Here is an 18,235-nt window from a genome sequence, read left to right on the forward strand (position 1 = left end):
AAGGTAGCTTGCGTGACTTGGCAACTGCAACATAATGTTGGTAAGTACCAACTCAACACGGTAGCACAGGGGCTGCCGCCAACACCGCGGAACGGGGACACGAGGAGGCAGGACATGGCGGGGGATTCAGTAAAGGACATGATGGCGGCCTTGAAGAAGATGGGCGCGCGCTACGTCCGCTTCGAACTGCCGGACCTGCACGGCGTCAGCCGCACCAAGGTGATCCCGGTTTCAAAGGTCGAGGGTTATGCCCGCAAGGGTCTGAACTTCTATGGCGGCACCATCGGCCTCGACTCCGCATCGGCGGTGATCGGCGGCTGCGGCGTTCACGAGGAAGTCAGCTACCGCGACCAGCAGCTGATCCCCGATCCCGCGACCCTGCGCCCCGTGCCCTGGCTGGAGGGAACCGCCAAGGTGATCTGCGATGCGCGCTGGGGACCGGGCGAGCCTATCGCCGCCACCCCGCGCACGGTGCTCGCCAGCCTGCTGAACCAGGCGCACAAGATGGGCTACGACGTCATGTTCGGCCTGGAGTTCGAGTTCTATCTGCTTGACGCGGAGACCAAGCAGCCGCTCTTCGGCGGCGTGCACATCTTCAACGCGACGCGCAATCAGTACGTACCCTTCCTGGACACGCTGCTCGACACGCTGCAGGCCGCCGGCATCGACGTCATCACCCACAACTGCGAGTACTCGCCCTCGCAGTACGAGACCAATTTCGGCCCCGGCATCGGCCTGGACGGCGCGGACACCGGCTTCACCTTCAAGAACGCCATCAAGGAGCTGGCGCACCGCAACGGCTATCTCGCCACCTTTATGTCGAAGCCGGCAACGGACATGGCCGGCTGCGGCTGCCACGTGCACGTCAGCCTGGTGAACCGCAAGAACGGCAAGAACGCCTTTTATACGAAGGGCGCGAAGGAGGGGCTCAACCCCCTGATCCGCCAGTTCTCCGCCGGCATCCTCACCCACGCAAAGGCCCTGCAGCCGCTGATCGGGCCGACGCCCAACTGCTACCACCGCCTGAAGCCCCACACCTTCGCCCCCTCCAACATCTCCTGGGGCGTGGAGGACCGCACGGCCATGGTGCGCATCAAGCACGCCGGCGGAGAGGACTGCCATGTCGAGATGCGCGCCGCCTCCGGCCTCTCCAACCCTTATCTGGCCGCGGCGGGCGTGCTGGCCGCCGGCCTTCTGGGCATCAAGGCCAAAGGCGACCTGCCCACACCCTCCAAGGGTCCTTCGGAGGACGATCCAAAGCACGAGAAACTGGCCGGCAGCCTGGAAGACGCCCTTGCCGCGTTGAAGAAGGACAAGGCCATGCAGGACATGCTGGGCAAGGACTTCATGAAGCTCTTCGTCACCGTCAAGGAGGCCGAACTGGCCCGCTTCCGCAGCCACGTCACCGACTGGGAGCGCAACGAGTACCTGGAGCTCTACTAGGAAAAGAGGTCTGTTTGAGAGCGATCTCTGGACGCTATTCAGAGATTCCAGGCGATAGCTTCCAGGCGATGAGGATTTCTTAACCACTGACCGCTGTAATCGACCGCAGGTAGAGATTCGGATTGCAACGGGGCTTGAGATGTCAACCCAGAGCGGCTGCCCGCTTCATGTGCTGATCATCGACGACCAGAAGACCATGCGGTCGATCATCAAGGGTATGCTGCGGACCATCGGCATCACCTCCATTACCGCCAAGCCCAGCGGCGAGGAGGCGTTGGACTATCTTATCGACGGAAACAGCCGCTTTCCCGATGTCATCATCAGCGACCTTCACATGGAGAATATGGACGGGATCGAGTTCTGTAACACCGTGCGCCGTAACAAGGAACTCAAGAACAAGGGCGTGCCGATCCTGATCCTCACCGGCGATACGGAGCCGCTTCTCCACGAGGTCTCCAAGCAGGTCGGCGCCCTGACGGTCCTCACAAAACCGATCACCGCCGAGGCTTTGAAAGTCCAGATCGAGGAGGCCGTGGGCTACTCCTTCGCCTGAACTGTGCAACGCGGCGCTTCCAAACGCCGCTTGGTGAACGCCAAACCTTTGGTTGTGTCACGCGAAAGCGGCACCTCTCGAGTTAACATAAACGAAACGTCTGCCGCTCAGACTGGCCGCAGTTCGAGATCAACATCGAACAGCGACAGCAATCGCCATGAAGATCGACCAGAAGACGACCAGTCCGGCGCAGCGCACACGCGCCCGCCAGGACCTTTCCAGCCTTCTGCGCAGCCGCGTGGATGCGCCGCCGCCCTGTGCGGCCAACTGTCCGGATGCCTTCGGACCCCGCTGTTCGCGGAGTTGCCCGGAGGTTCCGCGCAGGCTGTCCTCCGACCCCGAGGGCCATCCGCTGGACCCGCTCATCGCACCGCTGGTCTACGAAGTCCGGCGCCTGAAAGTGTTTCAGCCCTGCTGGTCCTGCGAGGGTCACAACGGCCCGGACGGATCGCTCTGGAAGGTGCCCCGGGTCTGGTTCTACTGCGACAGCATGACCCATGTCCGCGCGCTGGCGGGCGCCATCCGGCAGATGGAGTTGGACCGGCGCCTCCACGCAAGCTGGCAGGTGGTGCTTGTCTCGCTGGATCAGAAGAGCCCGGACTGCTGCTTCTCCCTCGAGCCGGCAGGCCTGGCGCCGACGGTCAGCCTGCAGGAACTGCAGGCCGACGTGACGGTCATCGCCGCCAGCCTCCACGATCTCGTGGTGCAGATCGCTGACGATCTGAAGTGGAGGGTCGGGTAGGTGTCTTTCGGGCTGAACCCGGCGCTGCTGCGGCGCCTGCTGGAGAATCCGGCTGTGCCTTCGGCCGGCCAGTTGGGCAGGGTCGGCTTCCAGGCGAGCATCCTGATCCCGGACTATCGCCGAAGTCTGCTTAGCCACTACGGCCGGAACAGCGACAGCGGCCTGCCACCCCTGCCCTTTCGCCATTTCGGTCTGCTCCTGGACTTCGAGAGCCCTGTCGAACTGGCGCTTCACGACCAGGCACGCACCCTGGACGCGGAGCTGCGCTCCCTGGTGCAGGCTTTCGGCCCGGTGCTGCTCCGTAACGTCGTTCTGCAGGGGGAAGACAGGCGCGCCGAACAGCGCAACGTGTTCTCCAGCCTGCAGTTCCACATCGACCGCGGCCCCATGCAGCCGGACCATTACACGCTGTTCTGGCGCGATCCCGGGGACGCCCAGCAGCGGAGCCCGCGCAGTTCCTCCACTCTGGTCATGGCCAACACGGCAGCCTTTCTGCAGGCCGAGCGGGAAGGACAGGGCGGTGACTTCAAGCCGGCCTATCGACTGCTTGAAAATGAATCCGTCGACAGCATGAAGAACAGGACCCTGATCGAGATCCCCTGGCGCGCGCCGGAGGGAACCGGCGAGGTGGCGATCCTGGACAACACCACGGTCCTTCATGCCAGCTATTACGTTCACCCGGAGCTGCGCGGCTACCCGATTTCGGTGCGCTACCTGATCTGACAGCGGCTTTGCCGTCCAGCCTCAGTCTGCAAGCGTCGGATCCAGACGGTCGCGCAGCCAGTCGCCGATGAGGCTGACCGAGAGCGTGGCGATGAAGGTGACGGCCCCCGGCAGCACCGCCATCCACCAGGCGGTCAGGAGGTAGTTGCGGCCGTCGCCCAGCATCTGCCCAAGGCTGGTGAGCGGCGGCTGCACCCCGAGCCCGAGAAAGCTCAGCGAGGTTTCCAGCAGGATGGTCTGCGGAAAGTTCAGCGTGAACTGGACAATCAGAACAGCGGCAATGTTGGGCAGCACGTGGCGCAGGTAGAGCCGCCACTCGGAAGCACCGAAGGCATAGATCGCCTGGGCGTATCCCCGCGCCCGCACCGAGAGAGCCGCACCGCGGGCCAGCCGCGCATAGACCTCCCAGCCGTTGATGCCGATCACCAGCACGAAGAGCGTCAGGTTGTTGCCGAAAAACGCAAGCACCGCCAGGGCCAGAATCATGAACGGCAGGGAGGCCTGCACATCGACCATCATCATGATGGTCTCGCCCGTCCAGCCGCGCAGGCTCGCCGCCAGGAGGCCCAGGAAGGTCCCCAGGATGGCGCCAATGATGGTGCCCAGAAAGGCGATCGAAAGACTGAAACGGATGGCGTAGAGCAGCCGGCTGAGCAGATCGCGCCCAAGCTGGTCGGTGCCCAGAACATGGTCCCAACTGCCGCCCAGGAACACCGGCGCCGCCAGCCGGTTCAGCAAAGCCTGGTCGCGATAGCCGTAGGGCGCCAGCAGGTCGGCAAACACGGCAATCAGCACCAGCAGACCGATCGCGGCAAAGGACACGAGCACCAGAACCGGCGGGCGTTTCCAGCGCCGCTGCGCGATGACGGCCGGGGCTGCGTTCGCCTGGCTCATCGGCCTGCACGCCGCCTTGTATCGCTGGCCTCGGCCACCCGTGGATCGAGGAAGCCGTAGAGGAAATCGACGAGCAGGTTGGCCAGCACCATGGTGAAGGCCGTCAGCACCAGAATGGCCTGAACCACAGCCAGATCGCGCGACGTGACCGCCCCCACCAACATCCGGCCCATCCCGGGCCAGGCGAAGACGGTTTCGACAATAATGGAGCCGGCGACGATATCGCCGAGGCGAAAGCCGAGAATCGTCACAACGGGAATTGCGGCATTGGGCAGGATATGGCGTGCGAGACGCTGCAGCTCCGGCACCCCCTTGGCCTTGGCCGCCCGCACATAGGGCTGGTTCAGGACCTCCAAGACCGATGAGCGCATGAAGCGGGCGATGGTTGCCGCCAGGTGGGTGCCCAGGGTCACCGTCGGCAGCACCAGATGCGCCCAGGTGCCGCTGCCTGAGCTGGGCAGCAGGCGATAGACCATGGCGAAGACAAGAATGAGCACGATGCCGAAGAAAAAGTTCGGGATCGAATAGCCGAAGACGGCGACGCTCATGATGGCGCGATCGAGCCAGCTGTTGCGGTGAAGGGCCGCCAGGGTGCCGAGGATGCCGCCCACCACGAGGGCGAAGACCAGCGCCGCAAAGCCAAGCTGCAGGGTGGCGGGAATGGCCTCCAGGACCAGGTCGAGAGCAGGCGTCTCGTCCGAGAGGGAGATGCCGAAGTCACCCCGGGCGAGCGAGCCCAGATAGTTGAGGTACTGCTCCCAGACCGGTTTGTCGAAGCCGTACTTCTGCTCGTAGTAGCGCTGCACCTCCAGCGGCGCATCGTCGCCGGCCAGGATCTCCACCGGATCGCCTGTGAGCGAGAGGATCACAAAGGCGAAGCTGGCGACGATCCAGATGGTGATGAAGGCCCGGACGAGCTTGATCAGGACGACGCTGAGGGTCATGAAACGCACCGGGCCGCCTTGCCCTCGATCCTCTGAGCCTCCGCCTCCTGGACATAGACATGCTGCCCCAGGCGGCGCCGGCGCAGCGCATCCCGGCCAGCGGCGTGCACCACCTCGAAAAACTCGTCCTCCGGCTCTGCAAGTGCGGTGGTGCCGTGACCGGCCAGGCCCTCGCTCAGAACCCGGCCGGACATGAACGGTGGCGGCGCGATGCCCAGCAGCGACAGCACCGTGGGCGCAATGTCGACCACCCCGCAGGGCAGAGCGCTGACCACGCCGTTCCTGAAGGCACTGCCGCCGGCTCCCAGCACGCTGCGCATCTCGTAGCTGCTGAGGCCGCCATGGGTGCTGCCGCCCTCTTTCAGCTCGGAGCCCACAAAGCGGCCGCTGCCGGGAACGCCGCGCGGTCCGGCCTCGTCGCCGACAGCCAGGGTGTAGAAGAGCTCTGGCGAGCGCACATGGTCGTTGAGTAGCAGGGCCCTGTTCAGGGTGCCGGCGATAAGCCCATGTGGGTCCTGCAGGCCGTCGGGACCGCTCGGACCCTGCGTGAAGATCGCCCCGCACCAGGGCTGCTCGCGCAGGAACTGCACAAGGTCCAGGAGCTGGGTGTTGTCGGCGGCCGGCACCGCGCGCACCGCGCCGACCTGCAGCGGCGCCCCCAGCAAGCCCCTTTGCGGACCGCTGGCCGGATCCAGGTCGAAGCCGGCCTCACGCAGTTCCCGGCCTGCTTCGACGCGGCCGACCGCGTTGATGTGTCCGTGGTCGGAGGCGACCAGGATCTGGATGTCGCGCCCGCGGGCCGGGTCCCGGGCCCAGTCGACAAGCCGCGCAAACTGCTGGTCCACTTCGCGCATCGCGGCCAGGGCTTCTTCCGAACCCAGGCCGCGGTAGTGGAAGGTGTAGTCCGGATCGCCGTACCACACGATCGCGACATCGGGATCGACCTCGGGCATGACATGGTCCAGAACGATGTCGGTCAGGCAGCGCGAGATTGCGATGGCCGGCATCTGCAAGTCCGGCAGCCCCCCGAGGTCGCGCATCACGCTGTCCGCAAAGGCCTTGGGGTGGGAAGATCCCCAGTCCCGCAGGCAGAGGCTGACCTGGCCATTCTCGGCGACGCGCGGGTTGAGGACACGCGTCGTGCCGCCGGAGGCCGAGGTCACGACGGCGAGACTCTTGCCGCCGGCGATCAGGCTCTCGGCAAGCCCGTCGACGGTGACGAAGCGCCCCTCGTAGGCCTGCATCGCCGCCTCGATGTGACTGACCTTTCCGGTATGGAAGACCGCATCGGCAAAGACCTTGGGGTCGTAGAACTGATTGGCGATCACGCCGGTCATTCCCGGCACGCATCCGGAGCCGATGGCAGCGGCGTTGACCCGGGTCATCGAGGGAAAGACCGCGCGCGATTCCCTGTAGTCGACGTGCTCGCGCAGAAACGCGTAAAGGTTCGGCGTGTAGGCCGCGGTAACGAAGTCGCGTCTCAGGCCGTCCAGGACGACGAGAATGACTTGGGGGTCAGATGGCACCGGCTTGATCCTCTTCTTCAGCTCTTTCTGCTTATTCTTCGTTTGCTTGGCTCCGGGTGGTGTTTCGGGGTGCCACGAAGTGGCAGGCCGTGCGGTGAAGCGGCTGGGTTTGCGTGAGGGCCGGCGCAGCCGTCCGGCAGACCTCCTGCGCATAGGCACAGCGCGGATGGAAGGCGCAGCCCGGCGGCGCGTTCACCGGGCTGGGCGGCTCGCCCTGGAGCAGCGGCGCACGCGGCGCATCCGGGGCATCGGGGCGCGGGATGGCCGTCAGCAGTGCCTGCGTATAGGGGTGCCGCGGCCTGAGGAAGATCTCCTCCTTGGGCCCCTCCTCGACGATACGCCCGAGGTACATGATGGCCACGCGCTGGCAGAGCTCCCAGACCGCGCCCAGATCGTGCGAGATGAAGAGATAGGAAAGGCCCAGGTCCCGCCGCAAGCGGTCGAGCAGGCGCAGGATCTGGCGCTGGATGGGGGCGTCGAGGGAGGCCACCGGCTCGTCGCAAACGATGACCTGCGGCTCCAGCGCCAGCGCGCGTGCGATCACGACGCGCTGCGCCTGACCCCCGGAAAGCTCATGCGGATAGCGCAGAGCCAGATCTTCCGGCAGTTCGACATCCCGCAGCAGCTGCCTCACCCGCTCCGCCCTGGTCTCGCGGGTTCCAAGCCGGTGGATCTCAAGCGGCTCGGCCACGGCTTCCGCGACCTTCAGGCGCGGGTCCAAGACGTCCAGGGGGTTCTGATAGATGGTCTGCACCCGCCGGGCATGGGTCCTGCGGTCGGCGGTCGGAGGTACGCCTTCGACCAGAACAGTGCCGCCGTCCGGCCTTTCCAGCCCCTGTACCAGCCGCCCGAGCGTGGACTTGCCGCAACCGCTTTCTCCGACCAGGCCCAGCGCCTCGCCCGGATCGATGGCGAGAGATACGCCAGCGACGGCCTGCACCCTTGGCCTCTCCCGGCCGAGAAAGCCTGTCGCCGGCCCGGCAAAGCTGCGCCGCGCGTCTGTCAGCGTGACGAGCCGCTGCGTCATGGCGAGCCCTGGCCGGGAGGTCGGAGATCTGCGTTCCCGAGATCAGGCGCCGTGAGCGCTTCGGGGATCGGCAGGCGCATGGCGTCGGCAACGATCTCCTGCGTTACCGGGTGACGGGGGTCGCGCAGGACGCTGGCCATGGCCCCCTCTTCCACGATCCGTCCCTGTGACATGACCGCCACTCTGTGTGCCAGCTCGGCGACGACACTCACATCGTGCGACACCAACAGGATTGCCGTGCCAAAGTGTTCCTGAAGGTCGCGCAGAAGGGACAGGATCTGCGCCTGGGTGGTGAGATCCAGGGCGGTGGTGGGTTCATCGGCGATCAGCAGGTCGGGACGCGCCGCCGTCGCCATGGCGATCATCACCCGCTGGCACATGCCGCCGGAAAGCTGATGGGGGTAGGCCCTGGACCGCAGAGCCGGATCCGGAATGCCGACAAGCCGCAGCAGTGCCTTTATCTCACCTGTAAGAGCAGGACCTGAGAGCCCACGGTGCAGCCGCAGGGTTTCGCCCAACTGCGCGCCAATGGTCATGACCGGATTGAGGGAGCGCACCGGATCCTGAAAGATCATCGCAATCCGCCGGCCACGGCAGGCCGCCATCGCGCCCTCGTCGAGCGCGAAGAGGTCCTGACCATCGAAGACCGCGGTGCCGGAAAGACGCTCGGCGGTTGGCGGCAAGAGATCGAGAATGGCGTGACAAGTCACCGACTTGCCGCTGCCGCTGGACCCAACGAGGCCCAGCGTGCGCCCCTTCTCGATGGTGAAGGAAACCGTGTCCACAGCCCGGCCGGCGCGCAAGGCGCCGTCGAAACTGACCGCGAGATCGTTCACCGACAACAGCATCGAGACGCTACCGGAAGCCCTGGCGAAACTGCGGCGGAGGTGATGCGGCGCCTTGGCGCCGCATCGCTGTCTCCGCCAGCCTAGCCTATTGACCGAGGCTCAGCTTGAAGTTATCCGGGCCGAAATCCATGAAGTAGAGGCTGTAGGGCGTCCACTCCACGTCGTTGGCCATGATGAAGGTGACCAGGGGGTTGTAGAGCATGGTCATGGGCATCTCGTCCTCGAAGATGTCGAGCATGCGCTGAAACTTCGCCTTGCGCTCGCCCTGATCCTCGATACTGACGAGGGACGAAGCGATGTCGTTGAACTCGGAGGGCGGCGTGAAGAAGCCGTACTTCTTCTGAATGCCGGCGTTCGGCCCCCAGTTGACGTTGATCGCCCCGGTCGGATCCGGCAGGCGGTAGGTGTTGGACCAGGCGTAGACCTGCGCACCTTCGGACCGTACCTGTTTGAAGCTCTCCACGAAGTTCAGCTCCGCGTTGATGCCGACCTGGCGCCACATCTCCTGAATGATCTGGGCAGCATCGCGGCCATTCAGATAGTAGCCGTCGATCAGGCGGAAGGAGATGGTGGAGCCGTCGTAGCCGCTGGCCTTGACCAGCTCGCGCGCCTTGTCCGGATCGTAGGTGTAGCCGGCACGCTCGGCGCTGTACATCGCGCCGAAGGAAGCGAGTTGATGGCCGTTGGGCGTGTAGTTCTCATCATTCCACAGCGCCTTCCGCAGCGCGTCGCGGTCGATCGCATAGCTCATCGCCTGGCGCAGGTTCTTGTCCGCGAGAACAGGGTCCGTCTGGTTGAAGACCAGCACGTGGGTGTTGTCCAGCGAGACGCTCGTTGACTTCACGTTGTCGTAGCCGGCAACGACCTCCATCTGATCGGGCGGAATGTCGACGGCCATCTTGTATTCGCCGCTGACGACACCGGCGATGCGCGCCGAGACCTCGGGAACCTCCTTGAACTCGATGGCGCTGACGGCTGGCTTGCCGCCCCAGTAGCCCTCGTGCGCTTCGAGGCGGATGAAGTCGTTTTTGCGGTAGCCGGTGGCCTTGAAGGGACCGGTGCCGACGGGCGCCCACTTCATTTCGTCGAAGGCGGCTTCCATCCACTCCGCGAAGGGAACACCGTCCTTCTGAAAAGCCATCCAGGGCTCGTCGCAGACGATAAAGGAGGTGTAGCTGGTCAGGCGCTCCTCGAGGATGAGGTCGGGTGCCTTGGTGACGAAGCGCACCGTCCTGTCGTCGACCTTCTCGACACTTTCCAGATGACTGAAGTAGTTGCGGCCGCGTGGATAGAACGACTGCCCGCCCCAAAGGCGTTCTTCACTGAAGGTGAAGACCACGTCGTCGGCGTTGAAGGGCGAGCCGTCATGGCAGACGACCCCCTCGCGCAGCGTCACCTCCAGGGTGCGCGCATCCGGGCGCGACCAGCTTGTGGCCAATCCGGGCTCAAGCTTCACCCCGACCTCCGGGGCGTTGCGGAAGTCGCGCTTGATGAGCGTATCGTAGATCGAAAAGTAGACCCGCACGTCCACATTGCCGGTCTGCCGGCCGGGATCGAGGTTGCGTGCCAGCTTGTTCACGGCCACGGCGATTTCCGGCGCCGTAGACTGCGCCTGGGCGGAGGCCACCGCGGTGGTGGACGCCAAGGCCGCCAAAAGACCAAAGGTGAGACTCTTCGAGATGGGGGACATGTCGGAAGCTCCTGTTCCTCTCTCCAGGTGAAGCGACACCGCCGGCGTTATCGTGCGAACCGTTTCTTCAGTTCGTCGTAGCGCGCCAGGGCGGCCAGCGAGCGGCCGTCATCGGTGGCCGCCAATTCCAGGATGATCGCGTTGGTGATGGTCATGGGCACAACCAGCGACTGGGACTCGCCGGCAGCACCGCGCGGTGCGGAAATGTGAAGATCGGGTTTGGGATCGAGCCGCCCGCCGCCCACGTCGGTGATGGCCAGCACCCGGGTGCCGATGTCCCGCGCTGTGGTCAGCAGTTCCTGCAGCCGCGCCGTGGGTTCGCGAAAGGCGAAGAGAACCAGCAGGTCCTCAGGGCCCAGGTTGATCAGAAGTTCGGCAGGCCCGGTGATGTGGGACCCGATGTCGATGACGGGGTAGCCGGAGCGCCGAAGCCGGCGGCTGACCAAGGACGACAGCGATGCGGCATGGCCGCGCCCGTAGACATAGAGCTGCCGCGCCTTTGCAATTTCCGTTGCCGCGGCGGCGATCTCGCCATCCGCCAAGGCCTCGCGCAGCCCGGCCAGCGCCGACATCTCGCTTTCGATGACAGCGGAAAGGCTGGAGCTCTCCTCGCTGCGGGCCAAACGGGCCATGACCCGCGCGGCCGGGCTGCGGAAATCGTCCTCGCCGGCCGTCAGGTTCTCGCGCAGAAAGGCGCGGAACTCCGGGTAACCCGGAAACCCCAACCGCTTCGCCAGGCGGACCGCCGCAGCCGGATGCACGTTGGCCCGATCCGAGATGTCCTTGCCGGTGTCCATGGCCGCGCGCAGCGGATCCTGCAGCAGGACATCCAGCAATCGGCTGTCGGCGGTCGTCAGCCGGCTGGCATGGGCAGCGATGAGCTTTTGAAGTTCTGCGGACACCTGATCCCTCTCCCGCGATCCCGATTAGACCAGCACTATTTCTGCAATTTAAATTGCAGGCCACACTTTTGTGAAATTTTGATGACAGTTGCCGCCGAGCGCACCCCTGGCGTTGCACCAGGGGTTTCGGCTCTACCCTGCGTGGCTGATCGGGCCAGGCAGGCTGAAAAGTCTCAGATATTGGAAGGGGTGGCGGGTGTCAGGCCACTGTCAGGCCACTGTCAGGCCACGACGGTGATGATTCCGGCGTTCCTGGCCGCCTCGGCCAGCTTTTCCGGCAGCGGCCGGTCCACCACGAGATCGGTCAGATCCGCCAGCGGCATGACGATCTCCAGCAGGCGCACGTTGAACTTGGCGTTATCCATCATGAAGATGCGCCGTTCGGCCCGTTTGAACATCGCCCGCTTCACCCAGCAGGCGTTGGAGTCCACATCGGTGACGCCGCTCTCGGTGATCCCGCCGGCGGAGGTGAAGGCGACGTTGGCGTGGAAGCGGCCGAGAAAGTCGCAGGTGTCCTGACCGTAGACCCCCTTCTCGTGGGCCGAGTAAGCGCCGGGACAGAGGATCACGCGGGCGTTGGGCGAGACGCCCAGTTCCTCGGCAATCTCCAACCCATTGGTGATGACGGTCACCTCGATGCCCTCCGCCGCGATGCGCTGGGCCAGGTGATGGGTGGTCGCACCGGAATCGATCATGACCACATCGCCCGGTGCGATCGCCTGGATCGCGACTGCGGCGATGCGCTGGCGTTCTGCGACCATGGCGGTGTTGCGCTCGCGCACGCTGGGCTCCCGCCCCATCGGCGCCGCCGCGCCGCCGTAGGTGCGCTCCACCAGCCCGCGCGAGGACAGCGAGTCGATGTCGCGGCGGACCGTCTCGGTGGAAACCCCGAAGGCCTCGGCCAGATGCGAGATGCGCACCGTGGGGTTCGACTGCAGTTCGCCGATGATGCGCCGGTGGCGCTCGTCGCGGTCCAGGCGGTCGCTGTTCCGCACGCTTGCCTTGGCGCCCGGCTTTACGCTCTGCCGCGATACCAGCTTTGCGGGCGCAGTCTTATGCGGCGCCGGTTTGGACGGAGCGGTCTTGGCGGACCCGCTCATACAGCCGCTTCCAGGATGTCGCCAAGCTGTGAGGCCAGGGCGCCCTTGCGCGGCGAGAAAGACCCGTCAAAAGCCGCCGAGCCGATGGTGAAGGCGTTGGCGCCCGCCTCCGCCAACCTGCGGACACGGTCGGGCGAGTCGACGCTGCCGGCTACCACGAGCTTGCCCTGCGTGCCGCGCCGCGCCGCCTGCACAAGGTCCAGCGGGTCGGCTTCCGTTGCCCGGTAGGCCAGCAGGTCGACGCCGGCACAGCCGAGCGATTCAAAGCGGCGGCAGTCCGCCTCCACGTCCGTCGCCGTCCCGCCGAGTTCGGTCGGATGGCCCACCGGACGGCCGGGAAACGGCAGATAGCCGATCCCGCTGCCTTCGAGGATCTTCAGAATGCCTGCAGCGTCGGTGCCGCCCATGACCCAGTCGACGCCGATCTGACGTGCCGCACGGGCCGAGTCCAGGCAGGCCTCCGGCGTCGTCGACACAACCTCCAGATAGCTGGTGGCCCCGGCTGCCTTGATGCGCCTGTTCAATTCCACCAGCGTCTCGAAGTTCACCCCGACGTCTTTGAAGCCCATGTGTTTCACGCCGGCCCCCGCAACGATGTCGAGCACGTCGAGGCAGTCCTCCACCGTCTGATCGGCGCGGGTGAACATAAAGATGAAGTCAATCGCCGGTCGCGTGCTGGCTTGCGTCATTCAGGGCCTTCCCTCTTCGCAGTCCTTGAGCTGCTGGAAGCTGCAGGGGCGCTGTTCGGGCTTTGCGCCTTTCCGCCAAACGCCGTGCATCGGTTATGCCCCAAGTTCGTGGCGAGTACAACAAATCATGTTGGAATTACCAAATTCTGCGTGGTACTTTCATCACTGGAGGCTTGTTGGGACGCTGCCGAAGGGTGCCTCCGGCAGCAGAGTCCCTTACAGACCGGGTCCGTTTCGGACGGGCTCTCCTGGGGGACAATACGGGCACAAACAAGAAAAGCGGGGAGCGTGATCATGCAGTTCGACCGTCGCAGTCTGTTGAGGTATTCCGCCGCTGCCGGGGCCCTCGGCCTCGCCGGCCCTCTCGCAGGTCCCGCCTTGGCGGCGCGCGAGAAGGAACTGAACATCCTTTGCTGGGAAGGCTATAACTCCGATGAGGTGCTGGACCCCTTCCGCCGCAGCACCTCGGCCGATGTCTCCGCCGAGAGCGGCACTTCCGACCCGGACATGATCAACAAGCTGCGCGCCGGCGAAGTGAACGTCTGGGACGTAATCAACGTGAACCAGCCCTGGGCCCGCGACGAGATGTGGCCGGAGGGGCTGATCAAGCCGCTGCCGAAGGACCGCTTCGAGCCCTTCTTCGCCGACATGATGGCGCCCTTCAACGAAAACTATAAATGGTGCTACTCCGAAGACGGCGCCAACCTGCTGGGTATCATCCAGCGCTTCGGGCCCTTCAACTTTGTGGTCAACACCGACAAGGTGAGCCGCGCGACGGCAGAGGACGAAGGCTTCAACCTGTTCAACGAAGCCTCCAACGCCGGGCGTTTCGGCATCCTCACCTACGACAACTGGAACATTTTCCACATGTGCATCGGCGCCGGGCTCGACCCCTTCGTCCCGCACAGCGAGGCCGAGATCGCCGCCTTCGAGAAGACGGCGCGGGCCTGGTTCAAGGGCGCGAAGCTCAAGACCGATGACCTGGTGGCCATGAACCTGGCGCTGATCAACGGCGAGATCGACTTCTACCTGACCGGCGGCACCTACACCGCCAGCCCGGCGCGCCTGGACGGTTCCACCAACATCCGCGGCATCACCCCCAAAAAGGGCCCCCTGGCCGGCGGCAAGGGCGGCATCACCTGGGTGGAGGTGACTTCCGTGGTGAACAACCCGCAGGTCTCCCCCCTTGCCTATGACTTCCTGGAATACGTGCAGGCCCCGGAGGTCAGCCACGCGGTGGCCTTTGCCGAGGGCACCTACAATCCGGTCACCCAGATGGGCAACAAAGAGGTCTTCGACCTGTTCTCCAGCGAGGAACTGGACGCCATCCAGTGGGACAGCCTGGAGGAGGAACTCTCCAACACCGTCGACTATCAGATCAATCCGGACTACGAGGTGATGGATAAGATTTATAATGCCGCCAAGCGCGAGGCCTAGTGGCGGGAAAGCCGCACTAGGTCGGTTCTCCTCCGGTGGCCCAAAGGCCGCCGGAGGCTGGACCTTCCGGTCCGCAGCCGCCAGTGTGATCGGGCCGCCTTTCCAAAGGCCGACGAAAGGGCGTTAGTTTGGCCGACCCCATCCTCAGGCTGTCGCAGCTATCGAAGCGCTTCGGCCAGTTCGCAGCAGTCAAGGACATCGATCTCGCCATCGACGAGGGCGAGTTCTTCACCATCGTCGGGCCCTCCGGCTCCGGCAAGACAACGCTTATCCGCATGCTGGCCGGCCTGGAAGAGCCCAGCGGCGGAGAGATCCTGCTGCGCGGGCAGCGCATCAACGAGACGCCGGCCAACCGGCGCCCGACCTGCATGGTCTTCCAGTCTCTCGCCCTCTTTCCCCACCGCTCCGTCGGCCAGAACATCGAGTTCCCCCTGAAAATGCGCGGCGTACCGCCGATGCAGCGCCGCGAACGCGCCGACGAACTGCTGCGTCTGCTGCGCCTGCCGGAGGACTACTACGGCAAGCAGGTCAGCCAGTGTTCCGGCGGCGAGCGTCAGCGCATTGCCCTGGCGCGCGCACTGGCTTTCGATCCGGAGATCCTGTTCTTCGACGAACCGCTCTCGGCCATCGACTTCCGCCTGCGCAAGACGCTGGAGAAGGAACTGAAGGACCTCCACCGGGAGACCGGCAAGACCTTCATCTACATCACTCATAGCCTGGAAGAGGCCATGGTGATGTCGGACCGCATCGGCATCATGCGGGCCGGCGAACTGGTGCAGGTCGGTGCGCCGGACGAGATCTATTCCCGCCCCGCCAACCGCTTCGTCTCGGAGTTCATGGGCGAGGTCAACGTTCTGGAGGTGAAGCCCAACGGCGCCGGGCTGCACTGCCCCGCCTTGGGCGCGACGCTGCAGGGTCCGGGCGGCCAGGGCGGCCCGGGCGACCAGGGCGACTTCGCCGGCGGCTATCTCGTGATCCGGCCCGAGTACCTGCGCTTCCTCGGTCCCGGCGAGACGGCCGAGAACCAGATTGAAGGCGTGCTCTACAACGAGTACGCCCTGGGCAGCCGCATCCAGTACCAGGTGCGGGTCGGCGAGGCCGTCTTCCTGGTGGAGAAGCTGCGCGAGCAGCGCTACGAGGGCCAGCTCGACGACCGGGTCGTGATCGGCTGGGAGGCACGCGACAGCGTGCTGGCGCCGGAATGACCGCCGCCACCGAGAGCACCCTGAGCGACAGTACGAGACCCGCGCCGCGCCCGCAGCGGCGCCTGCGCAACCCCGGGCTACTGGCGGCGCTGCCGGTGCTGATCTTCCTGGCGCTGGCCTTCGCCGCACCCCTGCTGGCCGTGCTCGGCTACTCCTTCATGCCGGAAGGCACCTTCGATTTCACCTTTCCGCCGACCATCGAGAACTATCACACCGTCTTTTCCGGCAGCTACTATATCTCCTTCGTCAAATCGCTGGGGCTGGCGCTGGTCACGGTCGCCCTGCTGATGGTGATCTGCTGGCCCATCGCCTACGGCATGGCCAAGATCTTCGGCCGCTGGGCCAACCTGATGACCCTGGCCATCGTGATTCCGCTTTTCGTTTCCGAGAACATCCGCCTCTTCGGCTGGGTGCTGTTTCTCATCAAGGGCGGCGTGCTGCTGGGCAGCCTGCAGACCTGGCTGGGCATCGAGGCTGAGAGCATTCTCTACGACGTGCCAGCCATCGTGCTGGGGCTGGTCTACGTCTACCTGCCCTTCACGCTGTTTCCCATGGTGCTCGGCATTTCCATGGTCTCCCGCGAGGTGACCGAGGCGGCTTTCGATATGGGTGCCTCGCGCTGGCAGGTGTTCCGCGAGGTGGAGCTGCCGCTGGCCATGCCGGGCATCCTCATTGGCGGTCTCCTGACCTTCATCCTCTCGCTCGGTTCGCTGGCGGAATCCAAGATCCTCGGCGGCCAGGCTGTCATCATGATCGCCGACGAGATCGAGACCGCCTTCACTTTCGGGCAGAACTGGCCGCTGGGCTCGGCACTCTCGGTGCTGCTCATCCTCTTCTCCGGCACCCTGGTCATCACCCTGCTGAACTGGGTCGACCTCGACCGCATCCTGGGGCGCGGCCGCGATGACTGAGGCCCGAAAGAAACGCATCACCCATGGCCTGATGGCCGCCTGGTCGGGATCGATCATCGTCTTCCTCTACCTGCCGATCCTCTGCGTGGTACTCGCCTCCTTCTCCAGGCAACGCTACTTCCGCTTCCCGGTTCCGGCCTTCGATACCAAGTGGTACGACCGCGCCTTCTCGTCGCTGACGGTGCGCGACCTGGTTTCCACCTCTCTCAGCATCGCGCTGCTGGTCGCCCTCATCTCGGTGATCCTGGCCTTCTTCGGCGCCCTGGCCTTCGCCCGCTTCGACTGGCGCGGCCGGCGGATCTATCAGCGCCTCGTGCTGCTGCCGATTTTCTTTCCCCAGGCCGTGCTCGGCCTGGCCCTGCTCATCTGGTTCTCGTCGGTCGGGATCATTCCCGACTGGCGGACGGCGGTGATCGCGCACCTCGTTTGGATCGTGCCGATCGTGACTCTTGTCATCTCTATCCAGGCTTATTCGTTCGACCCCGCCTTGGAGGAGGCCGCCTTCGATCTCGGTGCCACGCGCTGGCAGACCCTGAAGGAGGTCACGCTGCCGGTGCTCTGGCCGGGCGTTGTCTCCGGCGGGCTCTTCGCCTTCCTGCTGTCCTGGGGCAACTTCCCGCTGTCGCTCTTCACCACCGGCGCCGACCAGACCGTGCCGGAGTGGCTCTATGCCAAGATGGTCTCGGGCTACACGCCGCTGGTGCCGACCCTGGGCGCGCTCACCACCTCGGGCGCCGCGCTGGTGCTGATCCTCGGCTACGGCAGCTGGATGCTGCTGCGGCGCCGAAAGTCACAAAGGGCATCGCCATGACCATTCACCTCGACGAAAGCCTGCGCGGCGAACGGGTGCCGCTGGAGAAGATCCCGGTGATCGACTTCGGCCCCTTCCTGACCGGCGACCTCGCGGCGCGCCAGGCCGTCGCGCGGGAGATCGGCGCCGCCTGCCGCAACATCGGCTTCTTCTATCTGGCCAACCACGGCATTGCGCCGGATCTGGTGGCGCGCAGTTTCGCAGAGGCGAAGCGCTTCTTCGACCAACCGCTGGAAGCCAAGCTCGCCATCGACATCGAGCGCTCGCCCTGTCACCGCGGCTACTTCAAACTGGGCGGCGAGAACCTGGACCCGGGCAAGCAGACCGAGGCCGGCGACCTGAAGGAAGGCGTCAAGATCGGCCGCGACCTCGCCCCCGACCATCCGCTGGTGCAGGCCGGGCTGCCGCTGCACGGCCCCAACCTCTGGCCCGACAACCTGCCGGGCTGGCAGGGGGCCATGCAGTCCTACTTCGATGCGCTGACCGGCCTGGGGCGGCAGATCATGCACGCCTTCGCCCTCTCCCTCGGCCTCGACGAGTGCCACTTCGACCGCGATCTCACCGACCCCATGGCGACCCTGGGGCCCCTGCACTACCCGCCGCAGCAAGGCGCCATCACCGAAAAGCAGATCGGCGCCGGCGCCCATACCGACTTCGGCTGCCTGACCATCCTGGCGCAGGACAGGAACGGCGGCCTGCAGGTGAAGAATGCCGCCGGCACCTGGATCGACGCGCCGCCCATTCCGGGCGCCTTCGTCATCAACATCGGCGACATGATGGCGCGCTGGAC

18 protein-coding genes are annotated in these 18,235 nt (G+C 65.3%); 9 read left to right on the forward strand and 9 right to left on the reverse strand.

Annotation, left to right across the window (positions count from 1 at the left end):
* The first annotated feature begins 114 nt into the window (after window positions 1-114).
* The 4 genes from Q0982_RS03880 (at window position 115) to Q0982_RS03895 (ending at window position 3,461) form a co-directional block, all read left to right on the forward strand.
* Window positions 115-1,443, forward strand: coding sequence for a glutamine synthetase family protein (locus Q0982_RS03880; RefSeq protein ID WP_299391912.1), 1,329 nt, complete (start codon window positions 115-117; stop codon window positions 1,441-1,443).
* A gap of 139 nt (window positions 1,444-1,582) precedes the next feature.
* The gene (locus Q0982_RS03885; protein WP_299391915.1) at window positions 1,583-1,996 is read left to right on the forward strand and encodes a response regulator; all 414 of its coding nucleotides are present in this window, start codon (window positions 1,583-1,585) and stop codon (window positions 1,994-1,996) included.
* 157 nt (window positions 1,997-2,153) lie between these two features.
* Complete coding sequence (locus Q0982_RS03890; RefSeq protein ID WP_299391918.1) at window positions 2,154-2,738, forward strand: hypothetical protein; 585 nt, start codon at window positions 2,154-2,156, stop codon at window positions 2,736-2,738.
* Entirely contained in the window at window positions 2,739-3,461 is a 723-nt protein-coding gene (locus Q0982_RS03895; RefSeq protein WP_299391920.1) for a hypothetical protein, read from the forward strand. It abuts the gene before it with no gap.
* A gap of 21 nt (window positions 3,462-3,482) precedes the next feature.
* On the opposite strand, the gene Q0982_RS03900 is transcribed toward Q0982_RS03895, so the two are convergent.
* From Q0982_RS03900 to Q0982_RS03940, 9 genes are all read right to left on the reverse strand, one after another.
* Window positions 3,483-4,355, reverse strand: coding sequence for an ABC transporter permease (locus Q0982_RS03900; RefSeq protein ID WP_299391923.1), 873 nt, complete (start codon window positions 4,353-4,355; stop codon window positions 3,483-3,485).
* The gene (locus Q0982_RS03905) at window positions 4,352-5,299 is read right to left on the reverse strand and encodes an ABC transporter permease (protein ID WP_299391925.1); all 948 of its coding nucleotides are present in this window, start codon (window positions 5,297-5,299) and stop codon (window positions 4,352-4,354) included. Before Q0982_RS03905 ends, Q0982_RS03900 begins: the two co-directional genes overlap by 4 nt.
* A complete protein-coding gene (locus Q0982_RS03910) occupies window positions 5,296-6,825 on the reverse strand; it encodes an alkaline phosphatase family protein (RefSeq protein WP_299391927.1) in 1,530 nt (509 codons plus the stop codon). The genes Q0982_RS03905 and Q0982_RS03910 overlap by 4 nt, the downstream gene beginning before the upstream one ends.
* A 31-nt stretch (window positions 6,826-6,856) precedes the next feature.
* Complete coding sequence (locus tag Q0982_RS03915) at window positions 6,857-7,852, reverse strand: ABC transporter ATP-binding protein (RefSeq protein WP_299391930.1); 996 nt, start codon at window positions 7,850-7,852, stop codon at window positions 6,857-6,859.
* Window positions 7,849-8,700 (reverse strand): ABC transporter ATP-binding protein, encoded by an 852-nt coding sequence (locus Q0982_RS03920; protein ID WP_299391932.1) that lies wholly within the window; start codon window positions 8,698-8,700, stop codon window positions 7,849-7,851. Before Q0982_RS03920 ends, Q0982_RS03915 begins: the two co-directional genes overlap by 4 nt.
* Before the next feature lie 85 nt (window positions 8,701-8,785).
* Window positions 8,786-10,390: an ABC transporter substrate-binding protein gene (locus Q0982_RS03925; RefSeq protein WP_299391935.1), complete on the reverse strand. Its 1,605-nt coding sequence runs from the start codon at window positions 10,388-10,390 to the stop codon at window positions 8,786-8,788.
* A 47-nt stretch (window positions 10,391-10,437) separates the two neighbouring features.
* Complete coding sequence (locus Q0982_RS03930) at window positions 10,438-11,292, reverse strand: MurR/RpiR family transcriptional regulator (RefSeq protein ID WP_299391937.1); 855 nt, start codon at window positions 11,290-11,292, stop codon at window positions 10,438-10,440.
* Between the two features lie 221 nt (window positions 11,293-11,513).
* Entirely contained in the window at window positions 11,514-12,287 is a 774-nt protein-coding gene (locus tag Q0982_RS03935) for a DeoR/GlpR family DNA-binding transcription regulator (RefSeq protein ID WP_299391940.1), read from the reverse strand.
* A 101-nt stretch (window positions 12,288-12,388) separates the two neighbouring features.
* Window positions 12,389-13,081, reverse strand: coding sequence for a 4-hydroxythreonine-4-phosphate dehydrogenase (locus tag Q0982_RS03940; RefSeq protein WP_299391941.1), 693 nt, complete (start codon window positions 13,079-13,081; stop codon window positions 12,389-12,391).
* Between the two features lie 294 nt (window positions 13,082-13,375).
* On the opposite strand from Q0982_RS03940, the gene Q0982_RS03945 reads away from it, so the two are divergent.
* The 5 genes from Q0982_RS03945 to Q0982_RS03965 all read left to right on the forward strand — a co-directional run.
* Entirely contained in the window at window positions 13,376-14,518 is a 1,143-nt protein-coding gene (locus tag Q0982_RS03945) for a PotD/PotF family extracellular solute-binding protein (RefSeq protein ID WP_299391944.1), read from the forward strand.
* A 128-nt stretch (window positions 14,519-14,646) separates the two neighbouring features.
* Window positions 14,647-15,723 carry an ABC transporter ATP-binding protein gene (locus Q0982_RS03950; RefSeq protein WP_299391946.1) on the forward strand — a complete coding sequence of 359 codons (1,077 nt, stop codon included), beginning with the start codon at window positions 14,647-14,649 and terminating at the stop codon, window positions 15,721-15,723.
* A complete protein-coding gene (locus Q0982_RS03955) occupies window positions 15,720-16,634 on the forward strand; it encodes an ABC transporter permease (RefSeq protein WP_299391949.1) in 915 nt (304 codons plus the stop codon). The genes Q0982_RS03950 and Q0982_RS03955 overlap by 4 nt, the downstream gene beginning before the upstream one ends.
* Window positions 16,627-17,445 carry an ABC transporter permease gene (locus tag Q0982_RS03960; protein ID WP_299391951.1) on the forward strand — a complete coding sequence of 273 codons (819 nt, stop codon included), beginning with the start codon at window positions 16,627-16,629 and terminating at the stop codon, window positions 17,443-17,445. Before Q0982_RS03955 ends, Q0982_RS03960 begins: the two co-directional genes overlap by 8 nt.
* A partial coding sequence (locus Q0982_RS03965) for an isopenicillin N synthase family oxygenase (protein WP_299391954.1) occupies window positions 17,442-18,235 on the forward strand: 794 nt, incomplete at its 3' end. The genes Q0982_RS03960 and Q0982_RS03965, both read left to right, overlap by 4 nt.

It is taken from the genome of Pelagibius sp. (assembly GCF_028281305.1).
Lineage (GTDB): Bacteria > Pseudomonadota > Alphaproteobacteria > Kiloniellales > Kiloniellaceae > Pelagibius.

What these genes read in the sequence shown, in the direction of transcription:
- Q0982_RS03880 (WP_299391912.1), top strand. Translation starts at nt 115, where the DNA reads ATGGCGGGGGATTCAGTAAAGGACATGATGGCGGCCTTGAAGAAGATG.
- Q0982_RS03885 (WP_299391915.1), top strand. Translation starts at nt 1,583, where the DNA reads ATGTCAACCCAGAGCGGCTGCCCGCTTCATGTGCTGATCATCGACGAC.
- Q0982_RS03890 (WP_299391918.1), top strand. Translation starts at nt 2,154, where the DNA reads ATGAAGATCGACCAGAAGACGACCAGTCCGGCGCAGCGCACACGCGCC.
- Q0982_RS03900 (WP_299391923.1), bottom strand. Translation starts at nt 4,355, where the DNA reads ATGAGCCAGGCGAACGCAGCCCCGGCCGTCATCGCGCAGCGGCGCTGG.
- Q0982_RS03905 (WP_299391925.1), bottom strand. Translation starts at nt 5,299, where the DNA reads ATGACCCTCAGCGTCGTCCTGATCAAGCTCGTCCGGGCCTTCATCACC.
- Q0982_RS03915 (WP_299391930.1), bottom strand. Translation starts at nt 7,852, where the DNA reads ATGACGCAGCGGCTCGTCACGCTGACAGACGCGCGGCGCAGCTTTGCC.
- Q0982_RS03920 (WP_299391932.1), bottom strand. Translation starts at nt 8,700, where the DNA reads ATGCTGTTGTCGGTGAACGATCTCGCGGTCAGTTTCGACGGCGCCTTG.
- Q0982_RS03925 (WP_299391935.1), bottom strand. Translation starts at nt 10,390, where the DNA reads ATGTCCCCCATCTCGAAGAGTCTCACCTTTGGTCTTTTGGCGGCCTTG.
- Q0982_RS03940 (WP_299391941.1), bottom strand. Translation starts at nt 13,081, where the DNA reads ATGACGCAAGCCAGCACGCGACCGGCGATTGACTTCATCTTTATGTTC.
- Q0982_RS03945 (WP_299391944.1), top strand. Translation starts at nt 13,376, where the DNA reads ATGCAGTTCGACCGTCGCAGTCTGTTGAGGTATTCCGCCGCTGCCGGG.
- Q0982_RS03955 (WP_299391949.1), top strand. Translation starts at nt 15,720, where the DNA reads ATGACCGCCGCCACCGAGAGCACCCTGAGCGACAGTACGAGACCCGCG.
- Q0982_RS03960 (WP_299391951.1), top strand. Translation starts at nt 16,627, where the DNA reads ATGACTGAGGCCCGAAAGAAACGCATCACCCATGGCCTGATGGCCGCC.